Source organism: Pseudomonas sp. LBUM1644 (assembly GCF_059716195.1).
Window position 1 is genome coordinate 222,253 of record NZ_CP166812.1, and the last position, 25,140, is coordinate 247,392.

General features: G+C 59.5%; 23 protein-coding genes. 4 read left to right on the forward strand and 19 right to left on the reverse strand.

Annotated features, from left to right (window positions below; genetic code table 11):
* Positions 1–88 precede the first annotated feature (88 nt).
* The 12 genes from ACA052_RS01060 to ACA052_RS01115 form a co-directional block, all read right to left on the reverse strand.
* Positions 89–718 carry a class I SAM-dependent methyltransferase gene (locus tag ACA052_RS01060; protein ID WP_497648019.1) on the reverse strand — a complete coding sequence of 210 codons (630 nt, stop codon included), beginning with the start codon at positions 716–718 and terminating at the stop codon, positions 89–91.
* Between the two features lie 157 nt (positions 719–875).
* Positions 876–1,520 carry a methionine ABC transporter permease gene (locus ACA052_RS01065; protein WP_497648020.1) on the reverse strand — a complete coding sequence of 215 codons (645 nt, stop codon included), beginning with the start codon at positions 1,518–1,520 and terminating at the stop codon, positions 876–878.
* Entirely contained in the window at positions 1,510–2,631 is a 1,122-nt protein-coding gene (locus ACA052_RS01070) for a methionine ABC transporter ATP-binding protein (RefSeq protein ID WP_497648021.1), read from the reverse strand. Before ACA052_RS01070 ends, ACA052_RS01065 begins: the two co-directional genes overlap by 11 nt.
* A 2-nt stretch (positions 2,632–2,633) precedes the next feature.
* Positions 2,634–3,443: a MetQ/NlpA family ABC transporter substrate-binding protein gene (locus tag ACA052_RS01075; protein WP_497648022.1), complete on the reverse strand. Its 810-nt coding sequence runs from the start codon at positions 3,441–3,443 to the stop codon at positions 2,634–2,636.
* 131 nt (positions 3,444–3,574) lie between these two features.
* Positions 3,575–4,933, reverse strand: a complete 1,359-nt coding sequence (locus tag ACA052_RS01080) for an LLM class flavin-dependent oxidoreductase (RefSeq protein ID WP_497648023.1) — start codon at positions 4,931–4,933, stop codon at positions 3,575–3,577.
* On the reverse strand, positions 4,933–6,126 hold the full coding sequence (locus tag ACA052_RS01085; RefSeq protein ID WP_497648024.1) for an SfnB family sulfur acquisition oxidoreductase: 1,194 nt from the start codon (positions 6,124–6,126) through the stop codon (positions 4,933–4,935). The genes ACA052_RS01080 and ACA052_RS01085 overlap by 1 nt, the downstream gene beginning before the upstream one ends.
* Before the next feature lie 38 nt (positions 6,127–6,164).
* Positions 6,165–7,406 carry an SfnB family sulfur acquisition oxidoreductase gene (locus tag ACA052_RS01090; protein ID WP_497648025.1) on the reverse strand — a complete coding sequence of 414 codons (1,242 nt, stop codon included), beginning with the start codon at positions 7,404–7,406 and terminating at the stop codon, positions 6,165–6,167.
* 388 nt (positions 7,407–7,794) lie between these two features.
* Complete coding sequence (locus ACA052_RS01095; RefSeq protein WP_497648026.1) at positions 7,795–8,559, reverse strand: hypothetical protein; 765 nt, start codon at positions 8,557–8,559, stop codon at positions 7,795–7,797.
* Between the two features lie 440 nt (positions 8,560–8,999).
* Complete coding sequence (gene tcyN, locus ACA052_RS01100; RefSeq protein WP_497648027.1) at positions 9,000–9,755, reverse strand: L-cystine ABC transporter ATP-binding protein TcyN; 756 nt, start codon at positions 9,753–9,755, stop codon at positions 9,000–9,002.
* A 4-nt stretch (positions 9,756–9,759) separates the two neighbouring features.
* Positions 9,760–10,425, reverse strand: coding sequence for a cystine ABC transporter permease (gene tcyL, locus ACA052_RS01105; protein WP_497648028.1), 666 nt, complete (start codon positions 10,423–10,425; stop codon positions 9,760–9,762).
* Positions 10,425–11,225, reverse strand: coding sequence for a cystine ABC transporter substrate-binding protein (tcyJ, locus tag ACA052_RS01110; RefSeq protein WP_497648029.1), 801 nt, complete (start codon positions 11,223–11,225; stop codon positions 10,425–10,427). The genes tcyL and tcyJ overlap by 1 nt, the downstream gene beginning before the upstream one ends.
* A 289-nt stretch (positions 11,226–11,514) precedes the next feature.
* The gene (locus ACA052_RS01115) at positions 11,515–12,507 is read right to left on the reverse strand and encodes a D-cysteine desulfhydrase (protein WP_497648030.1); all 993 of its coding nucleotides are present in this window, start codon (positions 12,505–12,507) and stop codon (positions 11,515–11,517) included.
* A 190-nt stretch (positions 12,508–12,697) separates the two neighbouring features.
* On the opposite strand from ACA052_RS01115, the gene epsC reads away from it, so the two are divergent.
* Together epsC and betT are read left to right on the forward strand one after the other, a co-directional pair.
* A complete protein-coding gene (gene epsC, locus ACA052_RS01120) occupies positions 12,698–13,624 on the forward strand; it encodes a serine O-acetyltransferase EpsC (protein WP_497648031.1) in 927 nt (308 codons plus the stop codon).
* Between the two features lie 376 nt (positions 13,625–14,000).
* Entirely contained in the window at positions 14,001–15,956 is a 1,956-nt protein-coding gene (gene betT / locus ACA052_RS01125) for a choline transporter BetT (protein ID WP_497650249.1), read from the forward strand.
* Positions 15,957–15,964: 8 nt separating this feature from the next.
* Here betT and ACA052_RS01130 read toward each other — a convergent pair whose 3' ends face one another.
* Together ACA052_RS01130 and ACA052_RS01135 are read right to left on the reverse strand one after the other, a co-directional pair.
* Positions 15,965–16,225, reverse strand: a complete 261-nt coding sequence (locus ACA052_RS01130; RefSeq protein WP_497648032.1) for a hypothetical protein — start codon at positions 16,223–16,225, stop codon at positions 15,965–15,967.
* 129 nt (positions 16,226–16,354) lie between these two features.
* Entirely contained in the window at positions 16,355–17,095 is a 741-nt protein-coding gene (locus tag ACA052_RS01135; RefSeq protein WP_497648033.1) for an SDR family oxidoreductase, read from the reverse strand.
* A gap of 129 nt (positions 17,096–17,224) precedes the next feature.
* On the opposite strand from ACA052_RS01135, the gene ACA052_RS01140 reads away from it, so the two are divergent.
* Together ACA052_RS01140 and mgrA are read left to right on the forward strand one after the other, a co-directional pair.
* Positions 17,225–18,115 carry a LysR family transcriptional regulator gene (locus ACA052_RS01140; RefSeq protein WP_497648034.1) on the forward strand — a complete coding sequence of 297 codons (891 nt, stop codon included), beginning with the start codon at positions 17,225–17,227 and terminating at the stop codon, positions 18,113–18,115.
* A 232-nt stretch (positions 18,116–18,347) separates the two neighbouring features.
* A complete protein-coding gene (mgrA, locus tag ACA052_RS01145) occupies positions 18,348–19,385 on the forward strand; it encodes an L-glyceraldehyde 3-phosphate reductase (RefSeq protein WP_497648035.1) in 1,038 nt (345 codons plus the stop codon).
* Positions 19,386–19,475: 90 nt separating this feature from the next.
* Here mgrA and tauD read toward each other — a convergent pair whose 3' ends face one another.
* From tauD to gshA, 5 genes are all read right to left on the reverse strand, one after another.
* A complete protein-coding gene (gene tauD, locus ACA052_RS01150; protein WP_497648036.1) occupies positions 19,476–20,312 on the reverse strand; it encodes a taurine dioxygenase in 837 nt (278 codons plus the stop codon).
* Between the two features lie 179 nt (positions 20,313–20,491).
* Positions 20,492–21,325: a taurine ABC transporter permease TauC gene (gene tauC, locus ACA052_RS01155; protein ID WP_497648037.1), complete on the reverse strand. Its 834-nt coding sequence runs from the start codon at positions 21,323–21,325 to the stop codon at positions 20,492–20,494.
* Positions 21,322–22,116: a taurine ABC transporter ATP-binding subunit gene (tauB, locus tag ACA052_RS01160; protein ID WP_497648038.1), complete on the reverse strand. Its 795-nt coding sequence runs from the start codon at positions 22,114–22,116 to the stop codon at positions 21,322–21,324. The genes tauC and tauB overlap by 4 nt, the downstream gene beginning before the upstream one ends.
* Positions 22,117–22,132: 16 nt before the next feature.
* On the reverse strand, positions 22,133–23,110 hold the full coding sequence (tauA, locus tag ACA052_RS01165) for a taurine ABC transporter substrate-binding protein (RefSeq protein WP_497648039.1): 978 nt from the start codon (positions 23,108–23,110) through the stop codon (positions 22,133–22,135).
* A 254-nt stretch (positions 23,111–23,364) separates the two neighbouring features.
* Positions 23,365–24,948: a glutamate--cysteine ligase gene (gene gshA / locus ACA052_RS01170; RefSeq protein ID WP_497648040.1), complete on the reverse strand. Its 1,584-nt coding sequence runs from the start codon at positions 24,946–24,948 to the stop codon at positions 23,365–23,367.
* Positions 24,949–25,140: the final 192 nt, after the last annotated feature.

Genomic DNA, 25,140 nt, shown 5'->3' on the forward strand with positions numbered 1-25,140 from the left:
AAAAGATCGCAGCCTGCGGCAGCTCCTACAGGGTATCCGCCATCCCTATGTAGGAGCTGCCGCAGGCTGCGATCTTTTGATCTTCGTCTTAGGCGACGCGGCGCCAAACACTCGCCAACCAAGGCTGTTGCTCCCGCGGCAGCCCCGCTGGCCGGTAGTAATGCTCCAACTCCACAAATCCCGCTTCGGTCATCAGATCCTGCCATGCCTTCAAATCGTGATAAGCCCCATACCGCGGCCCGTTCCACCCTTCCTGATTCTCGCCACGGGGGTTGGAACTGAACAACACGCCTCCCGGTTTCAAAGCACCGTGCAATTCCTTCAACACACGCGGCAACTCCTGACGAGGAATGTGAAACAGCACCGCATTGGCAAAAATTCCGTCGAAGCGCTCGGCGGGTAGATCGAGTTTCAAAAAGTCTTGCTGCCAGACCTCGCAACCACTGTCCTCGCGCGCCATCTGTGCAAACTTCGCTGACCCGTCGAGGCCGACGGCGGTGTGCCCCATACGGGTGAACGTCTGCAAATCGCGTCCGGGGCCGCAGCCAAAGTCGAGAATGCTAAACGGTGCCTCACCCTGAATGTGCCGCAGCAGTGCGTCGATATTCTGGCTGACATCATGATCGCGAGTCCCTTCGCGAAAACCTTCGGCCACCGAGTTGTAATGGCCCAGGGTGGTGGAGGTGATTTGCTCGAGGTCGGAGGGAGTCTGTTTCATGGTCGGGCTGCGCAGGCAAAAGAAAGACTATAAGCGCTTTCGCGCTTTAAAAGATCGCAGCCTGCGGCAGCTCCTACAGGGGCCATGCCCGCCGCGAGTTCCGCGCCAACGCCAAACCCTGTAGGAGCTGCCGCAGGCTGCGATTTTTGGTCTGCTCTTAACGCTTATTCAACCCACGAGCCAACCGGTCCCCACCCAGCTGAATCACCGCCACCAACACCACCAACAACACAATCACCGTCAACATGATCTGGCTATCAAACCGCTGATACCCATACCGATAAGCAATGTCCCCCAACCCACCGGCACCAATCGCGCCAGCCATGGCCGAGGAGTTGATCATGGTCACCAGTGTGATGGTGAACCCCCCAACAATTCCCGGCAGCGCTTCAGGCAGCAATACATGCCAGACGATGTGCCAGCGCCGGCACCCCATCGCTTGCGCGGCTTCGATCAACCCATGATCAACCTCGCGCAAACTGACTTCGGCGATACGCGCAAAGAACGGCGTGGCCGCAATAGTCAGCGGCACCACAGCGGCCCAGACGCCATACGTGGTGCCGACGATCAACCGGGTGAAGGGAATCAACGCCACCATCAAAATCAGAAACGGGATCGAGCGGAACAGGTTCACGAACGCGCCCAATGCTCGGTTCAGCGCCGGAGCTTCGTAGATGCCGCCCTTGGAACTGGTGACCAGAATTACCGCCAGCGGAATACCCGCCAGCAATGCGAGCAGCGACGACACGCCGACCATCAAAAACGTATCGATGAAGCCCTGCAACAAACGATCAAACCACATAACCCAGCACCTCTACCTGTTGCGCCCAATGGCCGGCGCGTTGGCGCAGTTCCTCGGCGCCGAGGGACGAGCCGGTTACCGCCAGCAGCAATTGCCCGAGGGCGTGGCCTTGAATTCGCTCCACACCACCTTGCAGCAAGCGCACGCGACCACCGAGGGCAGCGAACAGCGCCGCCAAGTCCGGTTCGTCCGCCGCGCTGCCGGTGAATTGCAGGCGCAGTACCACGGCGGCATCCGAAGACTGTGGCTGTGAATGCAAACGGCTTTGCAGCTCTTGCGGCAGTGCGTGTTGCAGCGGCGCCAGCAAGGTTTTGCTGACCTCATGTTGCGGGTTGCCAAAAACTTTCCACACCGGGCCTTGCTCGACGATCCGCCCGTGCTCGAGCACCACCACCCGGTCGCAGATATCGCGGATCACCGCCATCTCGTGAGTGATGAGCACGATGGTCAGACCGAGGCGCTGATTGATCTCGCGCAGCAGGCCGAGGATCGATTGGGTGGTTTCCGGATCCAGCGCCGAGGTGGCTTCATCGCACAGCAGAATCTCTGGATCATGCACCAGCGCCCGGGCAATGCCGACGCGTTGCTTCTGGCCACCGGAAAGCTGCGCCGGGTAGGCCTTGTGCTTCTCTTGCAGGCCTACCAATTCCAACAGCTCACGGACCTTTTTTTCCCGTTGGCCCTTGGGCACACCAGCCACTTTCAGTGGCAACTCGACGTTCTGCCAAACGGTCTTGGCCGACATCAGGTTGAAGTGCTGGAAGATCATGCCGATCCGTCGGCGCAGTGCGACCAGACGGTCCTCATCGAACCCGCCGATGTCCACCTGATCGATCAGCACTCGCCCCGTGCTCGGTTGTTCGAGGCGGTTGATGGTGCGGATCAGCGACGACTTGCCGGCGCCACTGCGGCCGATGATGCCGAACACTTCGCCGCGCTGGATCGCCAGGTCGATGCCGTGCAGCGCCGCCACCGGACCTTGCTGGCCGGTGTAGGTTTTACCCAGGCCGATGAAGCGCACGTGAGCATGATTGAGCTGAGGGTGCAGTTCGCTGTGTTCAGCGTTATGAGGCTCTGGAGTTTCCAGTCGCCGTAGGGTCGCCGCCGTCATTCTCAGCTTTCCCAACCGGCTTGATAGAGCTTGCCGTGGGCTTTATCCAGCGCGGCGCGAACGGCCGGTGAATGCTGGTAGATGTCGACGAATTTGATCAGGCGCGGGTCGGTTTTGCTTTTTGGCTGGATCACGAACTGGATCACGTATTCCTTGTGATCGAGGCCATCGAACAGCAGCGCCGAACCGGCATCGAAGGTCTTCGACAGGCGGATGTAAGCGGGGTAGCCCTGGACCAGATCGGCGTCATCATAGGCGCGCACCAGTTGCACGGCTTCAACCTGGAGAATTTTGATTTTCTTCGGGTTGGCGATGATGTCTTCTTCGGTGGCTTTGTAGCCGACACCCGGTTTGAGGGTGATCAGGCCAGCCTTGGCTAGCAGTTGCAGGCCGCGCCCGCTGTTGATCGGGTCGTTGGCGATGGCGACGCTGGCGCCCTCAGGCAGCTCGTCGAAACTTTTGTATTTCTTCGAGTAGAGGCCGACGTTGTTGATGATGCCTGGCGCGAACGGCACCAGGTCAAAACCGGCGGCGGCCTTGGCGTTTTCCAGGAACGGGACGTGCTGGAAGTAGTTCACATCGATGTCGCCGGCGGCGAGGCTGACGTTGGGGGCGATCCAGTCGCTGAACTCCACGAGCTCGACTTTCAGGCCTTGTTTGCTGGCTTCTTCGACGGCCGCTTCCAGGGGAATGGCAAAGGCGGCGGTGGTGCCGACTTTCAGTGGCGCGTCAGCGGCGAAGGTGATGGAGCTGAACAGGCCGAGGGCCAGGGCCAGTGCTTTGACTGGGTGAGAGAGGTAGTTCTTGGTCATGATGTTTATTCCAGTCAGTGCATTAAATGTGTGGTGTTTGTCAGGGCCTCTTCGCGGGCAAGCCTCGCTCCTACAGGGATTGTGTGAACACCGAAGATCCACTGTAGGAGCGAGGCTTGCCCGCGAAGCTTTTAGCGTCGAAACGCCGAGCCGGTATGTTGTGGTGGTAAATGCGCTTCACCGTGAAACAGCTTTTCCCGCAGGCTGCCATTGTCATAAGCAGTCTTGTACGACCCGCGACGCTGCAACTCCGGGATCACCAAATCGATGAAATCCACATAGCTTTCCGGCGTGACAATCCGCGTCAGGTTGAAGCCGTCCAGACCCGTTTCAGCAATCCACGATTCCAGCTCATCCGCCACTTGCTCAGGCGATCCAACCACGGTGATGTAGCGTCCACCCAGCGCGTGTTGCTCCAGTAATTTGCGCCGGGTCCAGTCGTTGTTTTGCAGGTTTTTGGTGGCCGACTGAATGGCATTGCTCTTCACGTACTGGATCGGCTCATCAATGTCGTACTCGGAAAAATCGATCCCGGTGGACGCCGAGAAATGTGCCACGCCGGCCTCGGCACTGGCGTAGCTCAAGTACTCGGCATGCTTGGCCCAGGCCAGCGCTTCGGTAGCGCCGACAATCACGTTCAATCCCATGAACACCTTGATGTCCTTAGGATGGCGCCCGGCTTCGACGGCGCTGGCGCGGACTTTGTCCACCTGAACCTTGGTCGACGGTTTGTTCTGGCCGCTGATGAATACACACTCGGCGTGACGCCCGGCGAACAGCAAGCCGCGATCCGAACTGCCGGCCTGAAACAACACGGGTGTGCGCTGCGGCGAAGGCTCGCAGAGGTGATAACCCTCCACATGATAGAACTCGCCCTTGTGCTCGACCTTGTGCACTTTCTCAGGCTGCGCGTAGATCCGCTGCTCGCGGTCGTTGAGCACCGCGCCGTTTTCCCAGCTGCCTTCCCAAAGTTTGTAGAGCACTTGCAGGTACTCATCGGCCTGGTCGTAACGCCGGTCATGCTCGACCTGCTCGCTCAGGCCCATGGCCTTGGCGGCACTGTCGAGGTAGCCAGTGACGATGTTCCAGCCCACCCGACCACGGCTCAAATGATCGAGCGTCGACATCCGGCGGGCGAACAGATACGGCGGTTCGTACGTGAGGTTGGCGGTGAGGCCAAAGCCGAGGTTTTTCGTCACCGCTGCCATGGCCGAAACCAGCAGCAGTGGATCGTTGACCGGCAGTTGGATCGACTCTTTGAGCGGTACGTCCACCGAGTTCTGGTAGACGTCGTACACGCCGACGATGTCGGCGATGAACAAGCCGTCGAACAACCCGCGCTCCAGCAACTGCGCCAGCTCGGTCCAGTATTCGATGGTTTTGTACTGGGTCGAGGTGTCCCGTGGATGCGTCCACAGGCCATGGTTGATGTGCCCGATGCAGTTCATGTTGAACGCGTTGAGCAGGATTTTCTTTTTCGAGTCGGCCATCAAATGGTCCCCCGCAGCGGCGGGTTTTCATCGTTGAGGTAGTAGTTGCCGACAGCGTGGTACTTCCAGCGCACCGGGTCGTGCAGGGTGTGCACGCGAGCGTTGCGCCAGTGTCGGTCCAGGCCGTGTTCGATCAGGGTCGCCTGGCTGCCGGCCAACTCGAACAGCGTGCTGCCGGCCGCGAGGGAAATGTCGGTGCTGATGGCCCGGGCTTCGGCGACGGCAATCGACGCCGCGGCGACGGTCTCGGTATTGGTCTGGGCCTGAGCCTTGTCGAGGAACTCGCCGGCGCGTTCCAGCAAGGCTTCGGTGGCATGCAGGCGAATACTCAAGTGGCCGAAGCTCTTGATGGTCAGCGGATCGTCGGTGGCCTTTTCATGAGTGGCGTCGATCCACGGCCGGGTTTTGGTCCGAACGAAATGCAGCGCATCTTCATACGCCGCACGGGCGATGCCGGTGTCGATGGCGGCGTGAAGAATCTGCGCCAACGGGCCGACGGTCGTCGGGCGTTCGAACGCGCTTTGAAACGGGATCACATCTTCGGCGGCGACGTAAACGTCCTCGAAGACCACCGAACCGCTGCCGGTGGTGCGCTGGCCGAAGCCGCTCCAGTCGTCGATGACGGACAGGCCTTTGCTATCACGCGGGACGAACGCCAATTGCTGCACGCCGTTTTCATCCACGACCGATGTCGGGATGCGTTGCGCATAAATGGCACCGGTGGCGTAGAACTTGCGGCCGTTGATGCGATAACCCTCACCGTCGCGGATCAGGCTGGTGACGCGGTCGTGGGCAGTTTTGGTCCCGAGTTCGGCGAGCGCATTGCCGAAGCGTTGGCCGGCCAATACTTCGGCGTACAGACGTCTTTTCTGCTCGTCACTGCCGTTCACGCGCAGTACTTCGAGGGCGTAAAAATGGTTTTGTGGAATTTGCCCGAGGGAGCCGTCAGCCTGGGCAATCAGTGCGATCACCTTGGCCAGGGTGACGTTGGAAACGCCAGCGCCGCCGTACTCTTTGGGTACGCTGATACCCCACAGGCCGGAGCGGGAAAACACTTCCAGTTCCGGATGCGGCAAACGGCGCTCGCGGTCGCGCAGGGCGCTGTCGCGTTTGAAGTCTTCGGCCAGATCAGTGGCGATGATCAGGGCTTGCTCATCGCTGGTTATGATCGCGACGTGGTGAGAAAGAGTCATGTGTTTCTCCTGAGATTTGATCAACAGTGTTCTGGTCGTTAAATCCAGGAGTGGCGAGCGGGTAATGTGCCGTTCAAGTGATAGGTGCCGACGGCGTGATACTTCCAGCGCACCGGGTCATGCAGCGTGTGCACGCGAGCGTTGCGCCAGTGGCGGTCGAGATTGAATTCGGCGAGGGCGGCGCGGCTGCCGGCCAGTTCGAAGAGCTTTTCGCTGGCCAGCAGCGAGATCTCGGTGGTCAGCACTTTGGCCTCGGCCACGGCGATCGAGGCTCGGGCGGCAGACGCAGCGGTGAGCGGCGCGGCATTGACCTGATCGAGCACTTGCCCGGCCTTGCGCAACAGCGCTTCGGCGGCGTGCAATTCGATTTTCAGCTTGCCGATGTCGGCGATCACATAGAGGTCGTCGCTGGCGCGGTCGACCTTGGCGTCGATCCAGGGCCGGGCGCGGGTTTTCACAAACTCGATGGCGTCGTCGATGGCGCCTCGAGCAATGCCGGCGTCAATGGCGGCTTGAATCAGCTGCGAGACGGCGCCCTGAATGTTCGGCGTGTCGTTGATCTTCCAGTTATCCACCACCAGCTCGGCGTCGACCCGCACGTTGTTGAGCAAGATGGTGCCGCTGGCAGTGGTGCGCTGACCGAAGCCGGACCAGTCATCGACGATGCGCAAGCCCGGCGTGCCGCGACGGACAAAGGCCATCACTTGCTTGCCGTCATCGTTCAGCGCCTTGACCGCGACCCAGTGTGCGAACAGTGCGCCGGTGGAGTAGAACTTCTGCCCGCTGATGACAAAGCCGTCGCCGTCGGCGGTGATCCGGGCCTTGAGTTCCAGCGTATTTTTGGTGCCGCGTTCGGGCCCGGCATTGCCGATGCGCCAACCTTCGAGCACGCTTTTGAACAGCTGCTTTTTCTGCGCTTCGGTGGCGCAGCCGAGCACCAGATTGAGAATGCCGAACTGGTTCTGCGGGATCTGTCCCAGTGCCGGGTCAGCCGCGGAAATGATCGCGAAAACCTCAGCCAGGGTGACAAACGACACCTGTGGACCGCCGTACTCGCGGGGGAGGGTGATGCTGCCCAGGCCACTGCGGGTGAAGTGTTCGATTTCCGACCACGGCAGCTTGCGCTGCTGGTCACGTTTAGCCGCTTGCAGGCGGGCGACATGCGCCAGCTCATGGGCGGCCTTGATCGCTTGAGCGTCGTTGCGCAAGACCTGCGTGGGCAACAACAACGGGGCGACGTCCAGATCACTCTGGACGATTGCATCTGCCAGACTGGACATCAATGCCGCTCCTTGGCTGCACGCAATGCCCTGGCGATCTGCACTGGGGTGATTGTGTTCCGGACCATACCTACCTCACATCTCGTGGGATCGCCGCGATGGTTGCGGCGAAGTAAAAACAAGAATGTCCGGTGGTCCGGTGCATATACCCTAAGCGCGTATAAAAAATTAATAAACTAACTTTTAGGAATATGAATAGAAGTGTGTCGTGAGCAACTGCACGCAGGGCAACACTTTGTTCTTGTAGCAACAGAGTCAGCCTGTGGTCAGCCTCGTAGGAGCGAGCTTGCTCGCGAAAAACGTCAGGGAAATGGGCTAAACCAGACAGCACGCGTCATCGTTAACGTCCTTCGCGAGCAAGCTCGCTCCTACAGTGAATGTACAAGGTTCAGCGTTTGCGGGGTTCAGCGGCCATGAGCGTTTCCTTTGGCGGCACTTTCAGATAAGGATTCGCGCAACCAATCTTCAACCTGCGCGGCGGCGCCCAGCGTGAATTGTTGCCCACCCGGTCGAGGATGCAGTAAGTCACTTCCAGCCGCAGGTCCTCGCCGGCTTCGAGAATGATTGCCGGCGGCACCCAGACCTGAATCGGCTCGCCGATGTCGCCAGCCTTGAGCCGTGGCAGGTCCATGCGCACATCGCCCCAGCGCAGGGTAATTTCGTCGTCGGCGGCCATGTTCAGGTACGGCTCGATGGTCAATGGAACGCCGCGCTTGATCTGGTTCGGGTTGACCCCCTGGCGGCGGATGGTCTCGGGAATGCCCACCGGTGCCAGGCTCTGGTTTTCGTCACCACACAACGCGGACGACTGGCCACCGGGGCAATCGAGTTTGATCTGGACACGTACCGCGGCTGAAAGCGCCGGCCCGTGCCCCACTTGCATGACCCGGTAATGCACGCGCGAGGTGCCATTGGCGATGAAGCTTTCTGGCACCCGCAGGCTGACGGCGTTGCCGACATCGTTGGCGGTCAGCACCCTGGAGGCCACGTAGCAGTTGTTCCAGAACAGTTCGATCAGGTCGCCTGCATCCATGCCGGGATAGGGTGCGACGTCGACCAGCAGATTAGTCGCTGCGTTGATGCTGACGCCGCTCTTGTTTGAGTGCGCCAGTTTCGGCGCCGCAAGTTCGGATTTATTCGAGATGCTTTTCATGAGTTTCTCCTTGAAGTCTTGCAGCGAAGTCCGTTTCTTAAAGAAAAATATGTATGGGTTTCGGGTAATAGTTTGCGTGTGCGGGTACTAGATAAGAGTGCGCATGAATAAGTGTCAATAGGCTTTATTAGTTGGGTGCGGCGTTGTTGGTTATTCAGAAAACTCCTACGCGTAACAGGTAATAAACGCTACCGCCCAGTCGAATAAAACCACTCAATAAGTCGATTTCAAGCGTGGGGGTGGGCCAAGCCATGGTCTGCAAGGGCAGGTGAAGTGTCTGGGTTTCGGGTGCAATAAATCGTTTACTGAATATAGGTATGTACCGCACAGGGCGATAGAGAGAAGTATATTTTCGTGCGATTTAAGTAATTGCTGAGGGGAGTGTTGCAGAGGAGTAAATGTAACTTCCATCCCTGGAAGTTGACATTATTTAATAAAACTCAGTGATGAGCGTTATTAAGGAACTTGCTGAGGAATTGTTTCGTCCGTTCTTCTTTAGGATTGGCAAACAATGCTTTGGCTTCGCCTTGCTCGACGATCACACCCTTGTCGAAAAACACCACACGGTTCGCCACGTCGCGAGCAAAGCCCATTTCGTGGGTGACGATGACCATGGTGCGCTTCTCCTCGGCCAGGCTGCGAATGGTCGCCAGCACTTCACCTACCAGTTCCGGATCGAGCGCAGAGGTGGGTTCATCGAACAGAATCACTTCAGGCTCCATCGCCAGCGCACGTGCAATCGCCACACGCTGTTGCTGGCCACCGGAAAGGCGTCGCGGGTAAGCGTCTTCCTTGCCCGCCAGGCCTACCCTGGCCAACAGCTTTTTACCCAAGGCAACGGCGTCGGCCCGTGGGATTTTCTTCACCACGATCGGGCCTTCGATGACGTTTTCCAGGGCGGTGCGATGGGGGAACAGGTTGAAGTTCTGGAACACGAAACCGACGTGTTGGCGTAATCGCCGTACCAGGCTTTGCTGCTGGTTCAACGGACGGCTGCCATCGATCTCGATGTCGCCGACCTTGATCCGGCCGCTGGTGGGTTCCTCCAGAAAATTCAGGCAACGCAGAAACGTGGTTTTACCCGAGCCGCTAGGCCCGATGATGGCCACGACTTCGCCTTCCTTCACCTCCAGATCGATGCCGTTGAGCACCACTTGACCCTTGAACTGCTTTGTCAGTTTTTCCACGACAATCATTGGGTCAGGACTCCTGGTCGTGCCGATTGACCCGCGCTTCCAACTGGTTCTGCAGGTGCGAAAGCATCGTTGCAAGAATCCAGTAGATCAGTGCGGCGGCCAGATACATGGTGAACACTTCGAAGGTGCGGGCGGTGATCAGCTGTGCCTGACGGAACAGCTCCGGCACCTGAATGGTGGCGGCCAGCGCCGTGTCCTTGACCAGCGAAATGAAGCTATTGCCCAACGGTGGCAAGGCCGTGCGCATCGCTTGCGGCAGGATGGCCCGGCGCAGGGTCTGCGCGCGGGTCATGCCGATACTCGCGGCAGCTTCCCACTGGCCGCGCTCGATGGAGCTGATCGCGGCACGCAGGATTTCACAGGCGTAGGCGGCCATGTTCAGCGAGAAGCCGATCATGGCCGCCGGAATTGGATCGAGTTCGATGCCCAATTGCGGCAAGCCGTAATAAATCACGAACAGTTGCACCAGCAACGGCGTGCCGCGAAAGAACGACACGTAGATGCGGGCGATCCAGCTCACCAGTTTGAAGCGCGACAGGCGCATCAATGCCAGGCCGAAGCCCAGCACGAGGCCGAAGAACATCCCGCCGAGGCTCAAGATGACCGTGTAGTACGCGCCCTTCAGCAGGAAGGGCGCGGAATCCAGCGCGAGTTGGAAAGCTTCTTCCATTATTGGGTGACGTCAGCGCTGAAGTATTTTTCCGAAAGCTTTTTCAGGGTGCCGTCGGCGCGAAGTTTATCGATCGCCTTGTTGACCGCGGCCAGCAGTTCAGGCTCACCTTTGCGCAGGGCAATACCGGCTTCCTGGCGGGAGAACGCGTCGCCGGCGGCGGTAGTGTCCGTGGCCTTCTTGGCATATTCCAGTGCGGCGAGGCGGTCGATCAGAATGACGTCGGTGCGGCCGTTACGCAGGTCCTGGAACTTGGTCGGATCATCGTCGTAGGTCTTGATGATGGCTTTTGGTTGGTTGTCCTTGAGCCATTGTTCGTAGTTGGTGCCCAGGCCTACGCCGACTTTCTTGCCGGCCAGGTCAGCGGCAGTCTTGATGTTTAGTTCCGCAGCCTTCTTGGTCAGAACCAGCGCCTGAATCCCGGATACGGTGTACGGCTCGGAGAAGTCGTACTTCTTCTTGCGTTCTTCAGAGATGGTCACCTGGTTGATCACCACGTCCAGACGCTTGGACTCCAGGGCCGCGAGGATGCCGTCCCATTTGGTCGGTTGCAGTTTGGCCTTCACACCCAGCTCTTTGGCCAGGGCTTCGGAGAACTCGACTTCGAAGCCGGCCAGTTTGCCGTCGGCGTCGACGAAACTGAACGGTGGGTAAGTGCCTTCCAGGCCAACGTTGATTACGCCGGCGTCTTTGATTTTTTGCAGTTGCTCACCGGCAACTGCTTGCCCCAAAAGGCCGGCACTGAGTGCCAGACCCAGCGAACCCACCAGCAGATTTCGACGTAGTGCGGAAAAATTCATGACAAGCCCCTGTGTTTTCTTATGGAAGACGCTTTTAGGAAAGTTGGCAAAATCGGGATTTGGACGACAGCGATATCCTGCCCTAAAGCAGCTTATGCGTCTCTCGCCAAATTCGCCTGCGGCGTGACTATATGATGAGGGTTTTAGATAATAAAATAATAAATGTTACGTTTAATATTCTTTTTGGAAATATGTAACGCTTGTTGAAAAGATCGCAGCCTGCGGCAGCTCCTACAGGTCGGCCCGTGTAGGAGCGGCCGCAGGCTGCGATCTTTTGATCTTGGTTTTTTTAGAGAAAGTCTTTGTAGGCAAACAACGCCGGCGCCCCACCGGTGTGCAGGAAGATGATCGGCCCCTCATCGAAACGTTGACGCCCAATCCCGTCGAGCAATCCCGCCATGGCCTTGCCGGTGTACACCGGATCCAGCAGCAAACCTTCCTGGCTCGCCACCCATTTCACCGCCGCCAACGTCCCGGCATTCGGCTCACCATAGCGCGGGCCGAAATACTCGTCCCACAACTCGACCTTGAAACTGCTCGGCAGACTGACGCCCAGCAGCTCGGCCGTGCGCTCGGCGAGCCCCTGGACTTTCGGCCGCTGATCTTCATCGCTACGGGACACGGTGACGCCAATCACTGGCAATTCCGGCAGCACTTCACTGAGTGCCAACGCCAGCCCACTGTGGGTCCCGGCGCTGCCCGAGGCCAGGACCACGGCCGCGAACGTCAGGCCGGTATCCTTGATCTGCTCGGCCAGTTCCAGCCCCGCACGTACGTAGCCCAGGGCGCCCAACGCGTTGGAGCCACCAATCGGCACCAGATACGGTTTTTTACCGTTCTGGCGCAGACGCTCAGCCAGGGCCTGCAATTGTTCGTCGGCGTTGTCGAGGTTTTCCACCAACTCAACTTTGGCCTGGAACAGGTCCAACAACAGTCGATTGCCGTTGCCGACATAGTTGGCGTCGTCGGTGCCCAAGGGGTTTTCCAGCAGCGCAACACACCCCAGGCCAAGCTTGGCGGCAATGGCGGCCGTCTGGCGCACGTGATTGGACTGCAGCGCACCCGCCGTGATCAGGGTATCGGCACCCTGGGCCACGGCATCGGCGGCCAGGTATTCGAGTTTGCGCAACTTGTTGCCACCCATCGCCAACGGCGTCAGGTCGTCGCGTTTGACATACACGTCGCGGCCCAGCCAGGTCGACAGGCGTTCGAGTTTTTCCAGAGGCGTGGAATGGCCGAGCAGATCGAGTCGGTCAAAACGGGCGAGCTGTTGTTTGATCATGGTTCCGTACTGGCGGAGGAAGATGTCAGGACTATAGGCACGGGTAAAAAACCCGGCAACCGCCAATCGCATATATCCAATTGAGCGGATCACAGCACTATTGGTTCTTAATTCGACTTCCTGGCGTTGCCGTAAAGTAAGCGCCGTCAGCGCGGCCAGACAGTCCGGCCGCCCGTGAGGAGTTTTTACCGTGAGCGAGCGTTCGAGCCATTGGCAATTGCAGACCATCGTCAGCCAGCTGCGCACGGCGCGTGACCAGTGGCGCGCACAAAACGGCCGCGCCAGCGGCGAGCAGGGCGGTCGTGAGTTGCCTTCGCGAGCGGCGATGTCGGAGATTCTCGAAGCGTTGTGCGGTGCGTTGTTCCCGATGCGCCTGGGCCCGGTGGACTTGCGCGAAGAGAGTGAAGACTTCTACGTGGGTCATACGCTGGACGTGGCACTGAATGCGTTGTTGGCGCAGGCGCGACTCGAACTGCGATATGCCGCGCGCCACCGTGAGGAAGCTGGCGCCGAGGTCGAGGCCAAGACCATTTCGATCATCCAGGATTTCGCCCTCGCCTTGCCAGGGCTACGTGCCTTGCTGGATACCGATGTGCTCGCGGCTTATCACGGCGACCCGGCGGCGCGCAGCGTCGATGAAGTGTTGCTGTGCTATCCGGGAATTCTGGCGGTGATTCACCATCGCCTGGCTCACCATTTGTACCGTGCGGGCTTACCGCTGCTGGCGCGGATCAGCGCGGAAATTGCGCATTCGGCAACCGGTATCGATATACACCCGGGGGCGCAGATCGGCCGCAGCTTCTTTATTGATCACGGGACAGGCGTGGTGATTGGCGAGACCGCGATCATTGGCGAGCGCGTGCGGATTTATCAGGCCGTGACCTTGGGCGCCAAGCGCTTCCCGTCGGACGAGGACGGTCAGTTGCAAAAGGGCCATCCGCGGCATCCGATTGTTGAGGACGATGTGGTGATTTATGCCGGAGCGACGATTTTGGGGCGGATCACCATTGGCAAAGGTTCGACCATTGGCGGCAATGTGTGGCTGACCCGCAGCGTGCCGGCTGGGTGCAACCTGACGCAGGCGAATCTGCAGCATGACGACGGGACGCAGAAGTAACCCGCTTCTGTTAGCTGCACGAACTGTAGGAGCTGTCGAGTGAAACGAGGCTGCGATCTTTTCAAAACACCGCAACACTTAAAGTCAAAAGATCGCAGCCTCGTTTCACTCGACAGCTCCTACAAAATCGTCCAAACCCCACGTCATACCCATCCTTGAGCTAGCGTACGAACAGTACCGCCGAGCCTTGCGATTAGTCCTTAGCCCCCTATTCATGTTTAACTTGAACGCTCATTCAAGTTAAACCACCGGTTTGCTGCCCGCTCACAACAGGAGGCTTGCCTTTGCCGAGTCCGTTTTCGAACACCAGGTTCTACCCCCTCGAGGTGCACCTTTCATGAGTGCATCGTCCACCCCCGCCAGCGGCCAGGTCCGCATGAATCCGCCGGTGTTTTACTTCGCGGCGACGTTTATCTTTGTGTTCGGCATCGTCGTCATCGCCCTGCCTGAACAGGCCGGCGCCTGGCTTTTGCAGGCGCAAAACTGGGCGGCCAACACGGTCGGCTGGTATTACATGCTCGCGATGTCCCTGTATCTGGTCTTCGTGGTGGTCACCGCCTTGTCCGGCTACGGCAAGATCAAGCTCGGTGCCGACCACGACGAGCCCGAATTCAGTTACCTGTCCTGGGCCGGCATGCTGTTCGCCGCCGGGATCAGCATCACGCTGTTCTTCTTTTGCGTATCCGAACCGCTGACCCACCTGGCGCAACCGCCCCAAGGCGAAGCCGGCACGGCGGACGCGGCGCGCCAGGCGATGCAGATTCTGTTTTTGCACTGGGGCCTGCACGGCTGGGGCGTGTTCGCCTTCGTCGGCATGGCGCTGGCCTACTTCGCTTACCGGCATAACCTGCCGCTGGCCTTGCGTTCGGCGCTTTATCCGCTGATTGGCAAACGCATCAACGGCCCCATCGGCTACGCGGTGGATGGCTTCGGCATCATCGCCACGGTGTTCGGCCTCGGCGCCGACATGGGCTTTGGCGTGTTGCACCTCAACTCGGGTCTGGACTACCTGTTCGGCATCGCGCACACCCAATGGGTTCAGGTCGGCCTGATCACGCTGATGATGGGCGCGGCGATCATTGTCGCGGTCTCCGGCGTCGACAAAGGCGTGCGGGTGATGTCCGACATCAACATGCTGCTGGCCTGCGCGTTGCTGCTGTTCGTGCTGTTCGCCGGCCCGACTCAGCACCTGCTCAACACCTTGATCCAGAATATCGGCGACTATCTCGGCGCCTTGCCGATGAAGAGTTTCGATCTTTACGCCTACGACAAACCCAGTGACTGGCTGGGCAGCTGGACGGTGTTCTATTGGGCGTGGTGGATTGCATGGTCGCCGTTCGTGGGCCTGTTCATCGCGCGGATTTCCCGCGGCCGGACCATCCGTGAATTCGTCTTCGGCGTGCTGCTGATTCCGCTCGGCTTCACATTGGCGTGGATGTCGATCTTCGGTAATAGCGCCATCGATCAAGTGCTCAACCACGGCATGAGTGCCCTCGGCATGTCGGCCATCGACAACCCATCGATGACCCTTTACCTGCTGCTGGAAACGTACCCGTGGAGCAAAACGGTCATCGCGGTCACGGTGTTTATCAGCTTCGTGTTCTTCGTCACATCGGCCGACTCCGGCACGGTGGTGCTGTCGACGTTATCGGCCAAGGGCGGCAACCCGGATGAAGATGGACCGAAATGGCTGCGGGTGTTCTGGGGGGCGATGACCGCGCTGGTGACCAGTGCGCTGCTGTTCTCCGGCAGCATCGATGCGCTGAAGTCAGCGGTGGTGCTGACCTCGCTACCGTTCTCGATGATCTTGCTACTGATGATGTGGGGGCTGCACAAGGCGTTTTATCTGGAGTCGCAGAAGCAGATTGCGCAACTGCATTCCCTGGCCCCGGTGTCCGGGTCACGGCGTGGTGGTTGGCGTCAGCGCCTGAGTCAGGCCGTGCATTTCCCGTCGCGGGATGAGGTCTATCGTTTTCTCGAGTCGACGGTGCGTCCGGCCATTGAGGAGGTGTCGGCCGTGTTCGTCGAGAAGGGGCTGAACGTGATGACTCAGCCGGACCCGGCCAACGACAATGTCAGCCTGGAAATCGGTCATGGCGAGGAGCACCCGTTCATCTATCAGGTGCAGATGCGCGGATATTTCACGCCGTCGTTTGCGCGTGGCGGCATGGGCTCCAAGGAACTCAACAATCGCCGTTATTACCGGGCTGAAGTGCATTTGAGCGAGGGCAGTCAGGACTACGATCTGGTGGGCTACACCAAGGAACAGATCATCAACGACATCCTTGATCAGTACGAGCGGCACCTGCAGTTTTTGCATTTGGTGCGTTGATCGAGCATTTACGTGTCGCTGCTCAACACCATGAACAACACCAGCGCCGCCACGGGCACACCGAACACGGCGCTGCCGACGGCCAGTTCCGTACTAAACGGCTGGCCGGCGTGGACCATGCCGACCGCCCCGTTGATCAACGTCAGCGCCAGCCACAGCACGACAAAGCCGTAGGCCAGGGTCTGGCGGCTGAAGCCGATTCTTTCGCCGATGAACAGCATCAGCGCCAGGAGGATCAGGCCGAAGGTGATGATAATCGTGGTGTGCATGTCTGATTTCGTCCTTCAGGTGTGTGTCGCCTTGAGTCCGCCTTCGCGGGCAAGCCTCGCTCCTACGGATGGTGATATCTGAGGAGCGAGGCTTGCCCGCGAAGGCGTCGAGCCTGCCTGCAAATCAGCTTAAACCAACCCACCATTGACCCGCAGGATTTGCCCGTTCAACCAAGCCGATTCCGGCCCCACCAGAAATGACACGACACGAGCAATATCCTCCGGCTGGGCCAAACGCTCCAGCGGCGCCATCTTGGCGAAACTCTGGATCTGTTCTTCACTCTTGCCGTGCAAAAACAGCTCGGTCGCGACCGGGCCTGGCGCCACGGCGTTGACGGTGATCTGCCGCCCGCGCATTTCTTTGGCGAACACTTGGGTCAGGGACTCTACCGCTGCTTTGCTCGCGATGTACACCGCATAGCCCGGCAGGTTCATGCCGACGGTGCTGCTGGAAAAGTTGACGATCCTCCCCCCTGCGTTCAGGCGCGTGGCGGCTTCACGCAGGGTGTTGAAGGTGCCACGGGCGTGGATGTTGAAGTTTTGGTCGAACAACTCGTCAGAGTGCTGCGCCAGTGGCAGGACCTTGAGGATACCGGCGTTGTTCACCAGCACGTCGACCTTGCCCAATTGCGCTTCAGTCTCGTCGAACATCCGGCGCACATCCTCGGAGCTGGCCACATCGGCCTTGATCGCTATGGCCCGACGACCGGCCTGACGCAATTCGACAACCAGCTTTGATGCTTCGGTGGCGCTGCTGGCGTAGTTGATGGCGACGGCAAAGCCTTCATTGGCCAGTTGTTTGGCGATGACAGCACCGATGCCGCGGGAGGCGCCGGTCACGATGGCGACTTTCGAAGTTTGAGTAGTCATGGCGGTGATTCCTGTGAAGGCGATTGCATGGGGTGAAGCCAATTTCACATGTTTACTCAGACCGATAAATGCTTGAGAGTTGCCTTGACTGTTCAATAATCGCCAACAATCGAAGGGCAGGAGCGTACCGTGGATCAAGTCAAAGCGATGAAGGTGTTCGTGCGGATCTACGAGCGCAGCAGCTTCACCCTGGCGGCAGATGACCTGAATTTGCCCCGAGCGACGCTGACCCACACGTTGAATCAGTTCGAAGCCTGGCTCGGCACGCGTTTGCTCGAGCGCAGTACGCGTAAGGTTCGTCCTACGCTGGATGGCGAGGCCTACTACTTGCGCTGTGTGCAATTGCTGGCGGAACTGGAAGAGGCTGAACTGGCTTTTCGTGGCTGCGCACCGAAAGGCCGATTACGCGTTGACCTCCACGGCACGCTGGCGAAGAGTTTTGTGATCCCCGCGTTGCCGGCGTTCATGCAGCGCTACCCGCAGATTGAACTGTCCATCAGCGAGTCCGACCGTTTCGTCGACCTGATTGCTGAAGGCGTTGACTGCGTGCTGCGCGCCGGCACGCTGGGCGACTCGGCACTGATCGGCAAACGCGTGGCCAACCTGCGCCAGATCACCTGCGCCAGCCCGTCCTATCTGCGCAAGTACGGCGAGCCGAAAACCCTCGAAGACCTGAAACATCACCGCGCGGTGAACTACGTCTCGCGCACTACCGCCAAGCAGTTTCCGTTCGAGTTCATGGTTGACGGAGCGTTGCGGGAAATCGCTATTGAAGGCGCTTTGTCGGTTTTTGGTGCAGAGATCTATGCGGCATCGGCGATCGCGGGGCTGGGTCTGATCCAGTGCCCGCACTACCGAATGGAAACGCAGATCGCCCAGGGCTTGGTGCAGGAAGTCCTGACCGACACACCACCCCCGCCGATGCCGGTTTCCGTGTTGTATCCCCACAACCGACACATGTCGCCACGGGTTCGGGTGTTTGTGGATTGGTTGGGGGAGGTGTTTGCGGATGCAGTCTAAAGATCAGAAGATCGCAGCCTTCGGCAGCTCCTACAAGGGAATGTGTCCTCTGTAGGAGCTGCCGAAGGCTGCGATCTTTTGATCTTGCCGATAGTCATGACGCCGAAGATGAAATCTGTGAAACGTTTCAGCATTTTCTCGCGTCAGAGGTTTATCGGCGTTTGTCTGGGCGTATGCTGGGCAACTTGCGAAGCAGTCGATACCAACTTCAAGACAGACAAGAGAGGATTCGATGACCTACACCGCTGCCGAAAACCGCTACGACTCCATCCCTTACCGCCGCGTCGGTCGCAGCGGCCTGGTACTGCCGGCGTTGTCCCTGGGCCTGTGGCACAACTTCGGCGACAGCACGCCGATCGATACCCAGCGCTCGTTGCTGCGCACGGCGTTCGATCTGGGGATCAACCACTTCGACCTGGCCAACAATTACGGCCCACCGTATGGCAGCGCCGAAATCAATTTCGGCCGTTTGCTGCGTGAAGATTTCAAGCAGTATCGCGATGAACTGATCATCTCCAGCAAGGCCGGTTGGGACATGTGGCCCGGTCCTTACGGGCAGGGCGGTGGTTCACGCAAATATGTACTGGCGAGCCTCGATCAGAGCCTGCAGCGACTGGGCCTGGATTATGTGGATATTTTCTACTCCCACCGTTTCGACCCGGACACGCCGCTGGAAGAAACGGCCAGCGCACTGGCGACTGCGGTGCAGCAGGGCAAGGCGCTGTACATCGGCATCTCGTCATATTCCGGGGTGAAAACCCGGGAGATGGCGGCGCTGCTGAAAGAGTGGAAAGTGCCGTTGCTGATCCATCAGCCGGCTTACAACCTGCTGAATCGCTGGGTGGAAAAGGACCTGCTGGAGGTCACCGACGAACTCGGCACCGGTGTGATTGCCTTCACGCCCTTGGCACAGGGGCTGTTGACCGACAAATACCTCAACGGTATTCCGAAGGATGCGCGGGTCAATCGTCCGGGCGGTGGTTCGTTGCAGTCATCGCATTTGTCCGAAGCCAACATTGCCCATGTGCGTGGGCTCAATGAGATCGCCAAGCGTCGTGGTCAAAGCCTGGCGCAATTGGCATTGGCCTGGACCCTGCGGGATCCGCGAGTGACGTCGGCGCTGATCGGCGCGAGCCGGCCGGAGCAGATAATCGAGAACGTCGGTGCGTTGAAAAACCTGAGCTTCAGCGCTGAGGAACTGGCGGAGATTGACCGGTTTGCCCAGGAGGGCGGAATCAATCTTTGGGAGAAGCCTTCGACAGCTGAGTAACCCGCAAAAGCAAAAGATCGCAGCCTGCGGCAGCTCCTACAGGATCATACAACCCCTGTAGGAGCTGCCGCAGGCTGCGATCTTTTGATCTTAAAACGGCACATCCCCCAACACCGTAGCCCGTTGCATCACCCGCCGCGCCGGCCGGTAATCATCCACGGCATAGTGCTGTGTCACGCGGTTATCCCAGAACGCCACGTCATCCTTCTGCCAGCGCCAGCGAATGGTAAATTCCGGCCGCGTCGCATGGGCGAACAACAACTTCAGAATCGCCTCGCTTTCAGTCTCCGACAGCTCATTGATCTTCGACGTAAAGCCTTCATTGACGAACAACGACCGACGCCCGCTCACTGGATGCGTACGAATCACCGGGTGCGAAAGCGGCGGGTTCTTGCGGCGTGCCTCTTCCCACTGAGCCAACGCTTCAGGCGTGTTGCCATAGCGCTCCAGCGGGAACGAACGAGTGAAATCGTGAGTGGCCGTCAGCCCTTCGAGCAAGGTTTTCATCGGTGCGGACAGCGCTTCATACGCCGCAATTCCGCTGGCCCACAACGTGTCGCCGCCAAATTCCGGCAACAGCTTGGCGCTGAGCACCGCGCCCATGGCTGGGGTTGGCAAGAAGGTCACGTCGGTGTGCCAGATGGCGTTGTCGCGCACGTCGGTGACGGCGGTGTCGAGAATCAGAACTTCCGGCTGTTCTGGCACATTCGGGTAGATCGGGTGAATGTGCAGGTCGCCAAAGTGTGCGGCGAATCGCGCCTGCTGATGCGGGTTGATCGGCTGGTCACGAAAGAACAACACCTGATGCTTGAGCAGGGCTTGCTCAATGGCGTCGCGTTGTTCCAGGGCCAGCGGCTGGCTGATGTCGATGCCGCTGATTTGCGCGCCGAGGGCGGAGCTTAAAGGGACGATTGTCAGGTTGCTCATGGTCTTTCTCTTCAATCCGGATGTCGTATTTAAATGTTGTAAACGACACTGCACCTGTAGGAGCTGCCGAAGGCTGCGATCTTTTGACTTTTCTGTCGAGGGGCAAGATCAAAAGATCGCAGCCTTCGGCAGCTCCTACAGGGTTGATCCAAAAAAAGGGGGGGGCGCATTCGAACGCTTCAGTGAGCCTGGCCGTGCCACGGCACCAGTTTGCGTTGCAGGGCGCGCAGGCCCAGTTCCATGGCGAAGGCGATCAGGGCGATCACCAGGATCCCCAGCACCACGACATCGGTGACAAGGAATTGCGCGGCCGACTGCACCATGAACCCCAAACCGCTGGTGGCGGCGATCAGTTCGGCGGCGACCAGCGTCGACCAGCCCACGCCCAGGCCAATGCGCACGCCGGTCAAGATGTCCGGCAGCGCGCTAGGCAAAATCACATGGCGAATCAACTGCGCCCGGGTCGCGCCCAAGGACTGCGCGGCGCGCAACTTGGCCGGGTCGACCGTGCGCACACCGGTGGCGGTAGCGATGGCAATCGGGGCGAAAATCGCGAGGTAGATCAACAACACTTTCGACAGCTCACCGATGCCGCACCAGATCACGATCAACGGCAGATAGGCCAGCGGCGGAATCGGGCGGTAGAACTCGATCAGCGGATCGAGAATCCCGCGCGCGATCCGATTGTGGCCGATGGCGATGCCGATCGGCACGGCGGTCAGCACCGCGAAGCCAAGGCCCAGGCCGATTCGACCCAGACTGGCGCCCAAGTGCTGCCATAACGTCGAATCCATATAGCCGGTGGTCACCAGCAGCCAGCCTTTTTGCAGCACGGCGGACGGTGGCGGCAGGAACAGCGGTTCGATCATTCCAGTGGCCGTGACGGCCCACCAGATGAAAACGAGCGCGACCAGCGTCAGCACGCTGATCCAGCGAGTACTCAAGCTGCGACGAACAGAACTTGCCTTCGACCCCGGTTTGACCGTGACGGCCGGGATTTCATAGCTGCTCATGCGAGCTCCTGGCGCTGAACGGCGCTGCGTTGGGAGAACACTTTGGCGAGTACGTGTTCGCGGGTTTCGATAAAGCGCGGGTCGGACTTGATCGCCCGCGCCGACTCACCGGCGGCGTAACGCTGGCCGAAATCCAGGCTCAGGCGCTCGACGATTTGCCCAGGGTTTGGCGCCAGTAGAATCAGGTCTGTGGCGAGGAACACCGCTTCCTCGATGTCGTGGGTAATCAGAAATACCGGCTTGGCGGTGCGCTGCCAGACTTGCAGCAGCAGTTCTTGCATCTGTTCGCGGGTGAAGGCATCGAGGGCGCCGAACGGTTCGTCCATCAGCAGGACGCGAGGGTCGGCAGCGAGCGCACGGGCCAGGCCGACCCGCTGCTTCTGGCCGCCCGAAAGTTGCCAGATGCGGCGGTGTTCGAAACCTGAAAGGTCGACCAGTGCGAGCATTTCCCGGGCGCGAACTTCACGTTTGTCCCGGGACACGCCCGCCAGCTCAAGACCGAATCCAACGTTGGCGAGCACGTCCTGCCAAGGCAGCAAGGCGTCGTCCTGGAACACCACCCCGCGTTCGGCACTCGGGCCTTTGACCGGCACGCCGTCGAGGGTGATGTGCCCGGCACTGGGCTCGACGAAACCGGCAATCAGGTTCAACAGCGAAGTCTTGCCACTGCCGGACGGGCCGAGGGCAACCAGCAACTGCTGGGGCCCAAGGCTCAGGGAAATGTCCGCCAGCACGGGTTCCGGGCTGCCGGGGTACTGTGCGCTGATGCGCTCCAGCTGTAGCAAAGCCATCGCAATTAACTCCGGATCAGTTGGTGATGAACTTGGCGCTGACGTACGGTGCGTAATCCGGCAGCACGGCCTCGACCTTGCCTTGTTCCTTGAGGAACGTGGCGGTGTCGGTGATGGCTTTGGTGGTCGGTGCGCCGAGGGTGATCACCTGATCAGCCGCCAGCGGGTAGACGTTGCCTTGCAGCAGCAATGGAATGTCGCTGGCCTTGGCGCCGGAGAGTTTCACCAGTTTGTCGACGTTGCTTTGATTGGCGAGCCAGGCTTTCGGGTCTTTGCGGTAGTCGGCATAGGCGTCCAGGGTCACCTTGGCGAACGCGGTGACGATTTCCGGGTGCTTCTCGGCGAAGTCTTTGCGCACGATCCACGCATCGAAGGTCGGTGCGCCGAACTTGGCGAGCTCGCCAGAGGTGATCAGCACTTTGCCATTTTCTTTCGCCACGCCGAGCGCTGGGTCCCAAACGTAAGTGGCGTCGATATCACCGCGCTTCCAGGCGGCAATGATGGCTGGCGGTGCGAGGTTGAGGACGGTGACTTTCGACGGATCAATGTTCCAGTGCTTCAGCGCGGCGAGCAGGCTGTAGTGACCGGTGGAAACGAAGGGAACGGCGATTTTCTTGCCGATCAGGTCTTGCGGCGTCTTGATCCCGGAACCGTCGCGAGCGACCAGCGCTTCGGCGGCACCGATCTGCGTGGCGATGAGGAAGGTTTCAACCGGAACCTTGCGAGTAATCGCAGCCGTCAGCGGGCTGGAACCGAGGTAGCCGATCTGCACGTCGCCGGACGCGATGGCGGCGATGATGTCGGCACCGTTATCGAATTTGCGCCAGTCGATCTTGGCGTTGGTGGCTTTTTCGTAAGCGCCGTCGGCCTGGGCGACTTTCGCCGGGTCAACGGTGGTCTGGTAGGCGACGGTGACGTCGGCTGCCTGGGCCAGGAAACTCGCTGCAGCCAAAGAAGCGGCCGCCAGGAGGCGAAGAGGGAAGTGCAGTTTCATTGGAGAGCTCCATATCAGGCGACCGAGGATCGGCGTGAATGGAGACTAAATGATCTAAGAATTCTAAAATAAATAACTTTTTCGAATTAGCTTATGAGCGGAAGAATTTACAGATCAAAAGATCGCAGCCTGCGGCAGCTCCTACAAAGGTTGCGTGCGAGCCCGGAAATGCTCGGCGCGGGCAAAAAAAATCGCAGACTTCAGCCGATCCCTGTAGGAGCTGCCGAAGGCTGCGATCTTTTGACAGGCGCCGCTTAGTTACTGATCGCCAGAATACTCGCCTGATACGACCCGACAAACACATCGAAATCGCCCACTTCGTTCCGCTCCAGCTCCACTTGCTCAGCCAGCGAAGAACGCGCCCGCTCTTCAAATTTCGCTTGGTCTGCGCTTGAAAGCGGCTCGCTGCGGAAAAACTCCGCGTGCGCCTGGCTCTGACGCAAGGAGAACTGGCTGAAGCTCTCCTTGTGTTCGGCCATTGCCGCCAGTACCTGGGCCGATGGCGTCAGGGAGGGGTCCTTGACCTTGGCCAGTTGCGCATCCAATGCCGTGCTGTGGGCATCGCCGCCCTGGCTCTGGTCCAGTAGCGCGGCGAGTGGCGCAATGCTCTCCAGCAACTCGCTGGCCCACTCTTTCAGGTCAACCGGTTGACCATTGCGGTGCAATTGCAGGCCCGGGCGGCGACCTTCCTTGACCACGCTGAGGAAGTTCGCGGTCGCGTTGCCGCAAGACGTATTGGTCAACAGGGGGCTGTCGTTCAGCGCGCAGTACAGCAGGAACGCGTCGAGAAAGCGCGACTCGGTCAGATCAATGCCCATCGGCAGGAACGGGTTGATGTCCAGGCAACGCACTTCGACATACTGGATGCCGCGGGCCACCAGCGCCTGGATCGGCCGCTCGCCGGTGTAGGTCACGCGTTTCGGGCGGATGTTGGAGTAGTACTCGTTTTCGATCTGCAGGATGTTGGTGTTGAGCTGAACCCACTCACCGTCCTGGTGCGTTCCGATTTCGACATATGGCGCATACGGCGTGGCCACCGCTTTGCGCAGGCTGTCGGTGTAGCTGGCCAGATCGTTGTAGCACGGCGTCAGACCGGCCTGGGCGTTGCTCTGGTAACCCAGGTCGCTCATGCGCAGGCTGGTGGCGTACGGCAGGTACAAGGTGTCCGGGTCCAGTTGTTCCAACTGGTGCGAACGACCGCGCAGGAAACCGGCATCCAGCGCTGGCGACGCGCCGAACAGGTACATCAGCAGCCAGCTGTAGCGACGGAAGTTACGGATCAGCGCGATGTAGGCCGACGACTGATAGTCGCGGTCGGTGCCGACAAAGCCTTCAGCTGTCTTGAGCAGCGGCCAGAGCTTTTCCGGCAGGGAAAAATTGTAGTGAATCCCGGCAATGCACTGCATGGTCTTGCCATAGCGCAGGGCCAGGCCCTTGCGGTAGACGTACTTGAGTTGACCGATGTTGGACGTGCCGTAATAGGCAATCGGGATGTCTTCCTCGGCCGGCAACGGGCACGGCATCGATGGACTCCACAGAAACTCGTTGCCGAGCTTGCTGTAGGCAAAGCGATGAATCTTGTCCAGGCTCGCCAGCGTTTCCGCAGGGTCTGGCAGGGCCGGGGTAATGAACTCCAGCAGCGACTCGGAATAGTCGGTGGTGATTTGTTCATTGGTCAGCGCGGAACCCAATTCTTCCGGGTGCGGCGTTTGCGCCAGGCGACCTTCGCCGGTCACGCGCAGGCATTCACGTTCGATGCCGTGAAGGCACTGTTCGAGCAGAGAGAGGTTAGCGCGCTCGCCGAGCAGAGCCAGGCGGCGGTTGAGAAGTTCGCTCAAGTTGGATTCCTTCACGCGTCAGTCGCCCCAATATGGGGGTGGGCAAGACGGTCTACAAGGGTGAAGTTAAAACTGGCGTTTTCGCCTGGTTTTCGGACCGCGTGGGCCTTCCCCTGTAGGAGCGAGCTTGCTCGCGATGAGGGTTCAGTCAACACAAGTACCGTTTGACACAGCACCATCGCGAGCAAGCTC

What these genes read in the sequence shown, in the direction of transcription:
- ACA052_RS01060 (WP_497648019.1), bottom strand. Translation starts at nt 718, where the DNA reads ATGAAACAGACTCCCTCCGACCTCGAGCAAATCACCTCCACCACCCTG.
- ACA052_RS01065 (WP_497648020.1), bottom strand. Translation starts at nt 1,520, where the DNA reads ATGTGGTTTGATCGTTTGTTGCAGGGCTTCATCGATACGTTTTTGATG.
- ACA052_RS01115 (WP_497648030.1), bottom strand. Translation starts at nt 12,507, where the DNA reads ATGATCAAACAACAGCTCGCCCGTTTTGACCGACTCGATCTGCTCGGC.
- ACA052_RS01135 (WP_497648033.1), bottom strand. Translation starts at nt 17,095, where the DNA reads ATGACTACTCAAACTTCGAAAGTCGCCATCGTGACCGGCGCCTCCCGC.
- ACA052_RS01085 (WP_497648024.1), bottom strand. Translation starts at nt 6,126, where the DNA reads ATGACTCTTTCTCACCACGTCGCGATCATAACCAGCGATGAGCAAGCC.
- tauD (WP_497648036.1), bottom strand. Translation starts at nt 20,312, where the DNA reads ATGAGCAACCTGACAATCGTCCCTTTAAGCTCCGCCCTCGGCGCGCAA.
- ACA052_RS01090 (WP_497648025.1), bottom strand. Translation starts at nt 7,406, where the DNA reads ATGTCCAGTCTGGCAGATGCAATCGTCCAGAGTGATCTGGACGTCGCC.
- ACA052_RS01080 (WP_497648023.1), bottom strand. Translation starts at nt 4,933, where the DNA reads ATGGCCGACTCGAAAAAGAAAATCCTGCTCAACGCGTTCAACATGAAC.
- ACA052_RS01095 (WP_497648026.1), bottom strand. Translation starts at nt 8,559, where the DNA reads ATGAAAAGCATCTCGAATAAATCCGAACTTGCGGCGCCGAAACTGGCG.
- tauB (WP_497648038.1), bottom strand. Translation starts at nt 22,116, where the DNA reads ATGGCTTTGCTACAGCTGGAGCGCATCAGCGCACAGTACCCCGGCAGC.
- tauA (WP_497648039.1), bottom strand. Translation starts at nt 23,110, where the DNA reads ATGAAACTGCACTTCCCTCTTCGCCTCCTGGCGGCCGCTTCTTTGGCT.
- betT (WP_497650249.1), top strand. Translation starts at nt 14,001, where the DNA reads ATGAATCCGCCGGTGTTTTACTTCGCGGCGACGTTTATCTTTGTGTTC.
- ACA052_RS01130 (WP_497648032.1), bottom strand. Translation starts at nt 16,225, where the DNA reads ATGCACACCACGATTATCATCACCTTCGGCCTGATCCTCCTGGCGCTG.
- ACA052_RS01070 (WP_497648021.1), bottom strand. Translation starts at nt 2,631, where the DNA reads ATGACGGCGGCGACCCTACGGCGACTGGAAACTCCAGAGCCTCATAAC.
- tcyL (WP_497648028.1), bottom strand. Translation starts at nt 10,425, where the DNA reads ATGGAAGAAGCTTTCCAACTCGCGCTGGATTCCGCGCCCTTCCTGCTG.
- tcyJ (WP_497648029.1), bottom strand. Translation starts at nt 11,225, where the DNA reads ATGAATTTTTCCGCACTACGTCGAAATCTGCTGGTGGGTTCGCTGGGT.
- ACA052_RS01075 (WP_497648022.1), bottom strand. Translation starts at nt 3,443, where the DNA reads ATGACCAAGAACTACCTCTCTCACCCAGTCAAAGCACTGGCCCTGGCC.
- tauC (WP_497648037.1), bottom strand. Translation starts at nt 21,325, where the DNA reads ATGAGCAGCTATGAAATCCCGGCCGTCACGGTCAAACCGGGGTCGAAG.
- tcyN (WP_497648027.1), bottom strand. Translation starts at nt 9,755, where the DNA reads ATGATTGTCGTGGAAAAACTGACAAAGCAGTTCAAGGGTCAAGTGGTG.
- mgrA (WP_497648035.1), top strand. Translation starts at nt 18,348, where the DNA reads ATGACCTACACCGCTGCCGAAAACCGCTACGACTCCATCCCTTACCGC.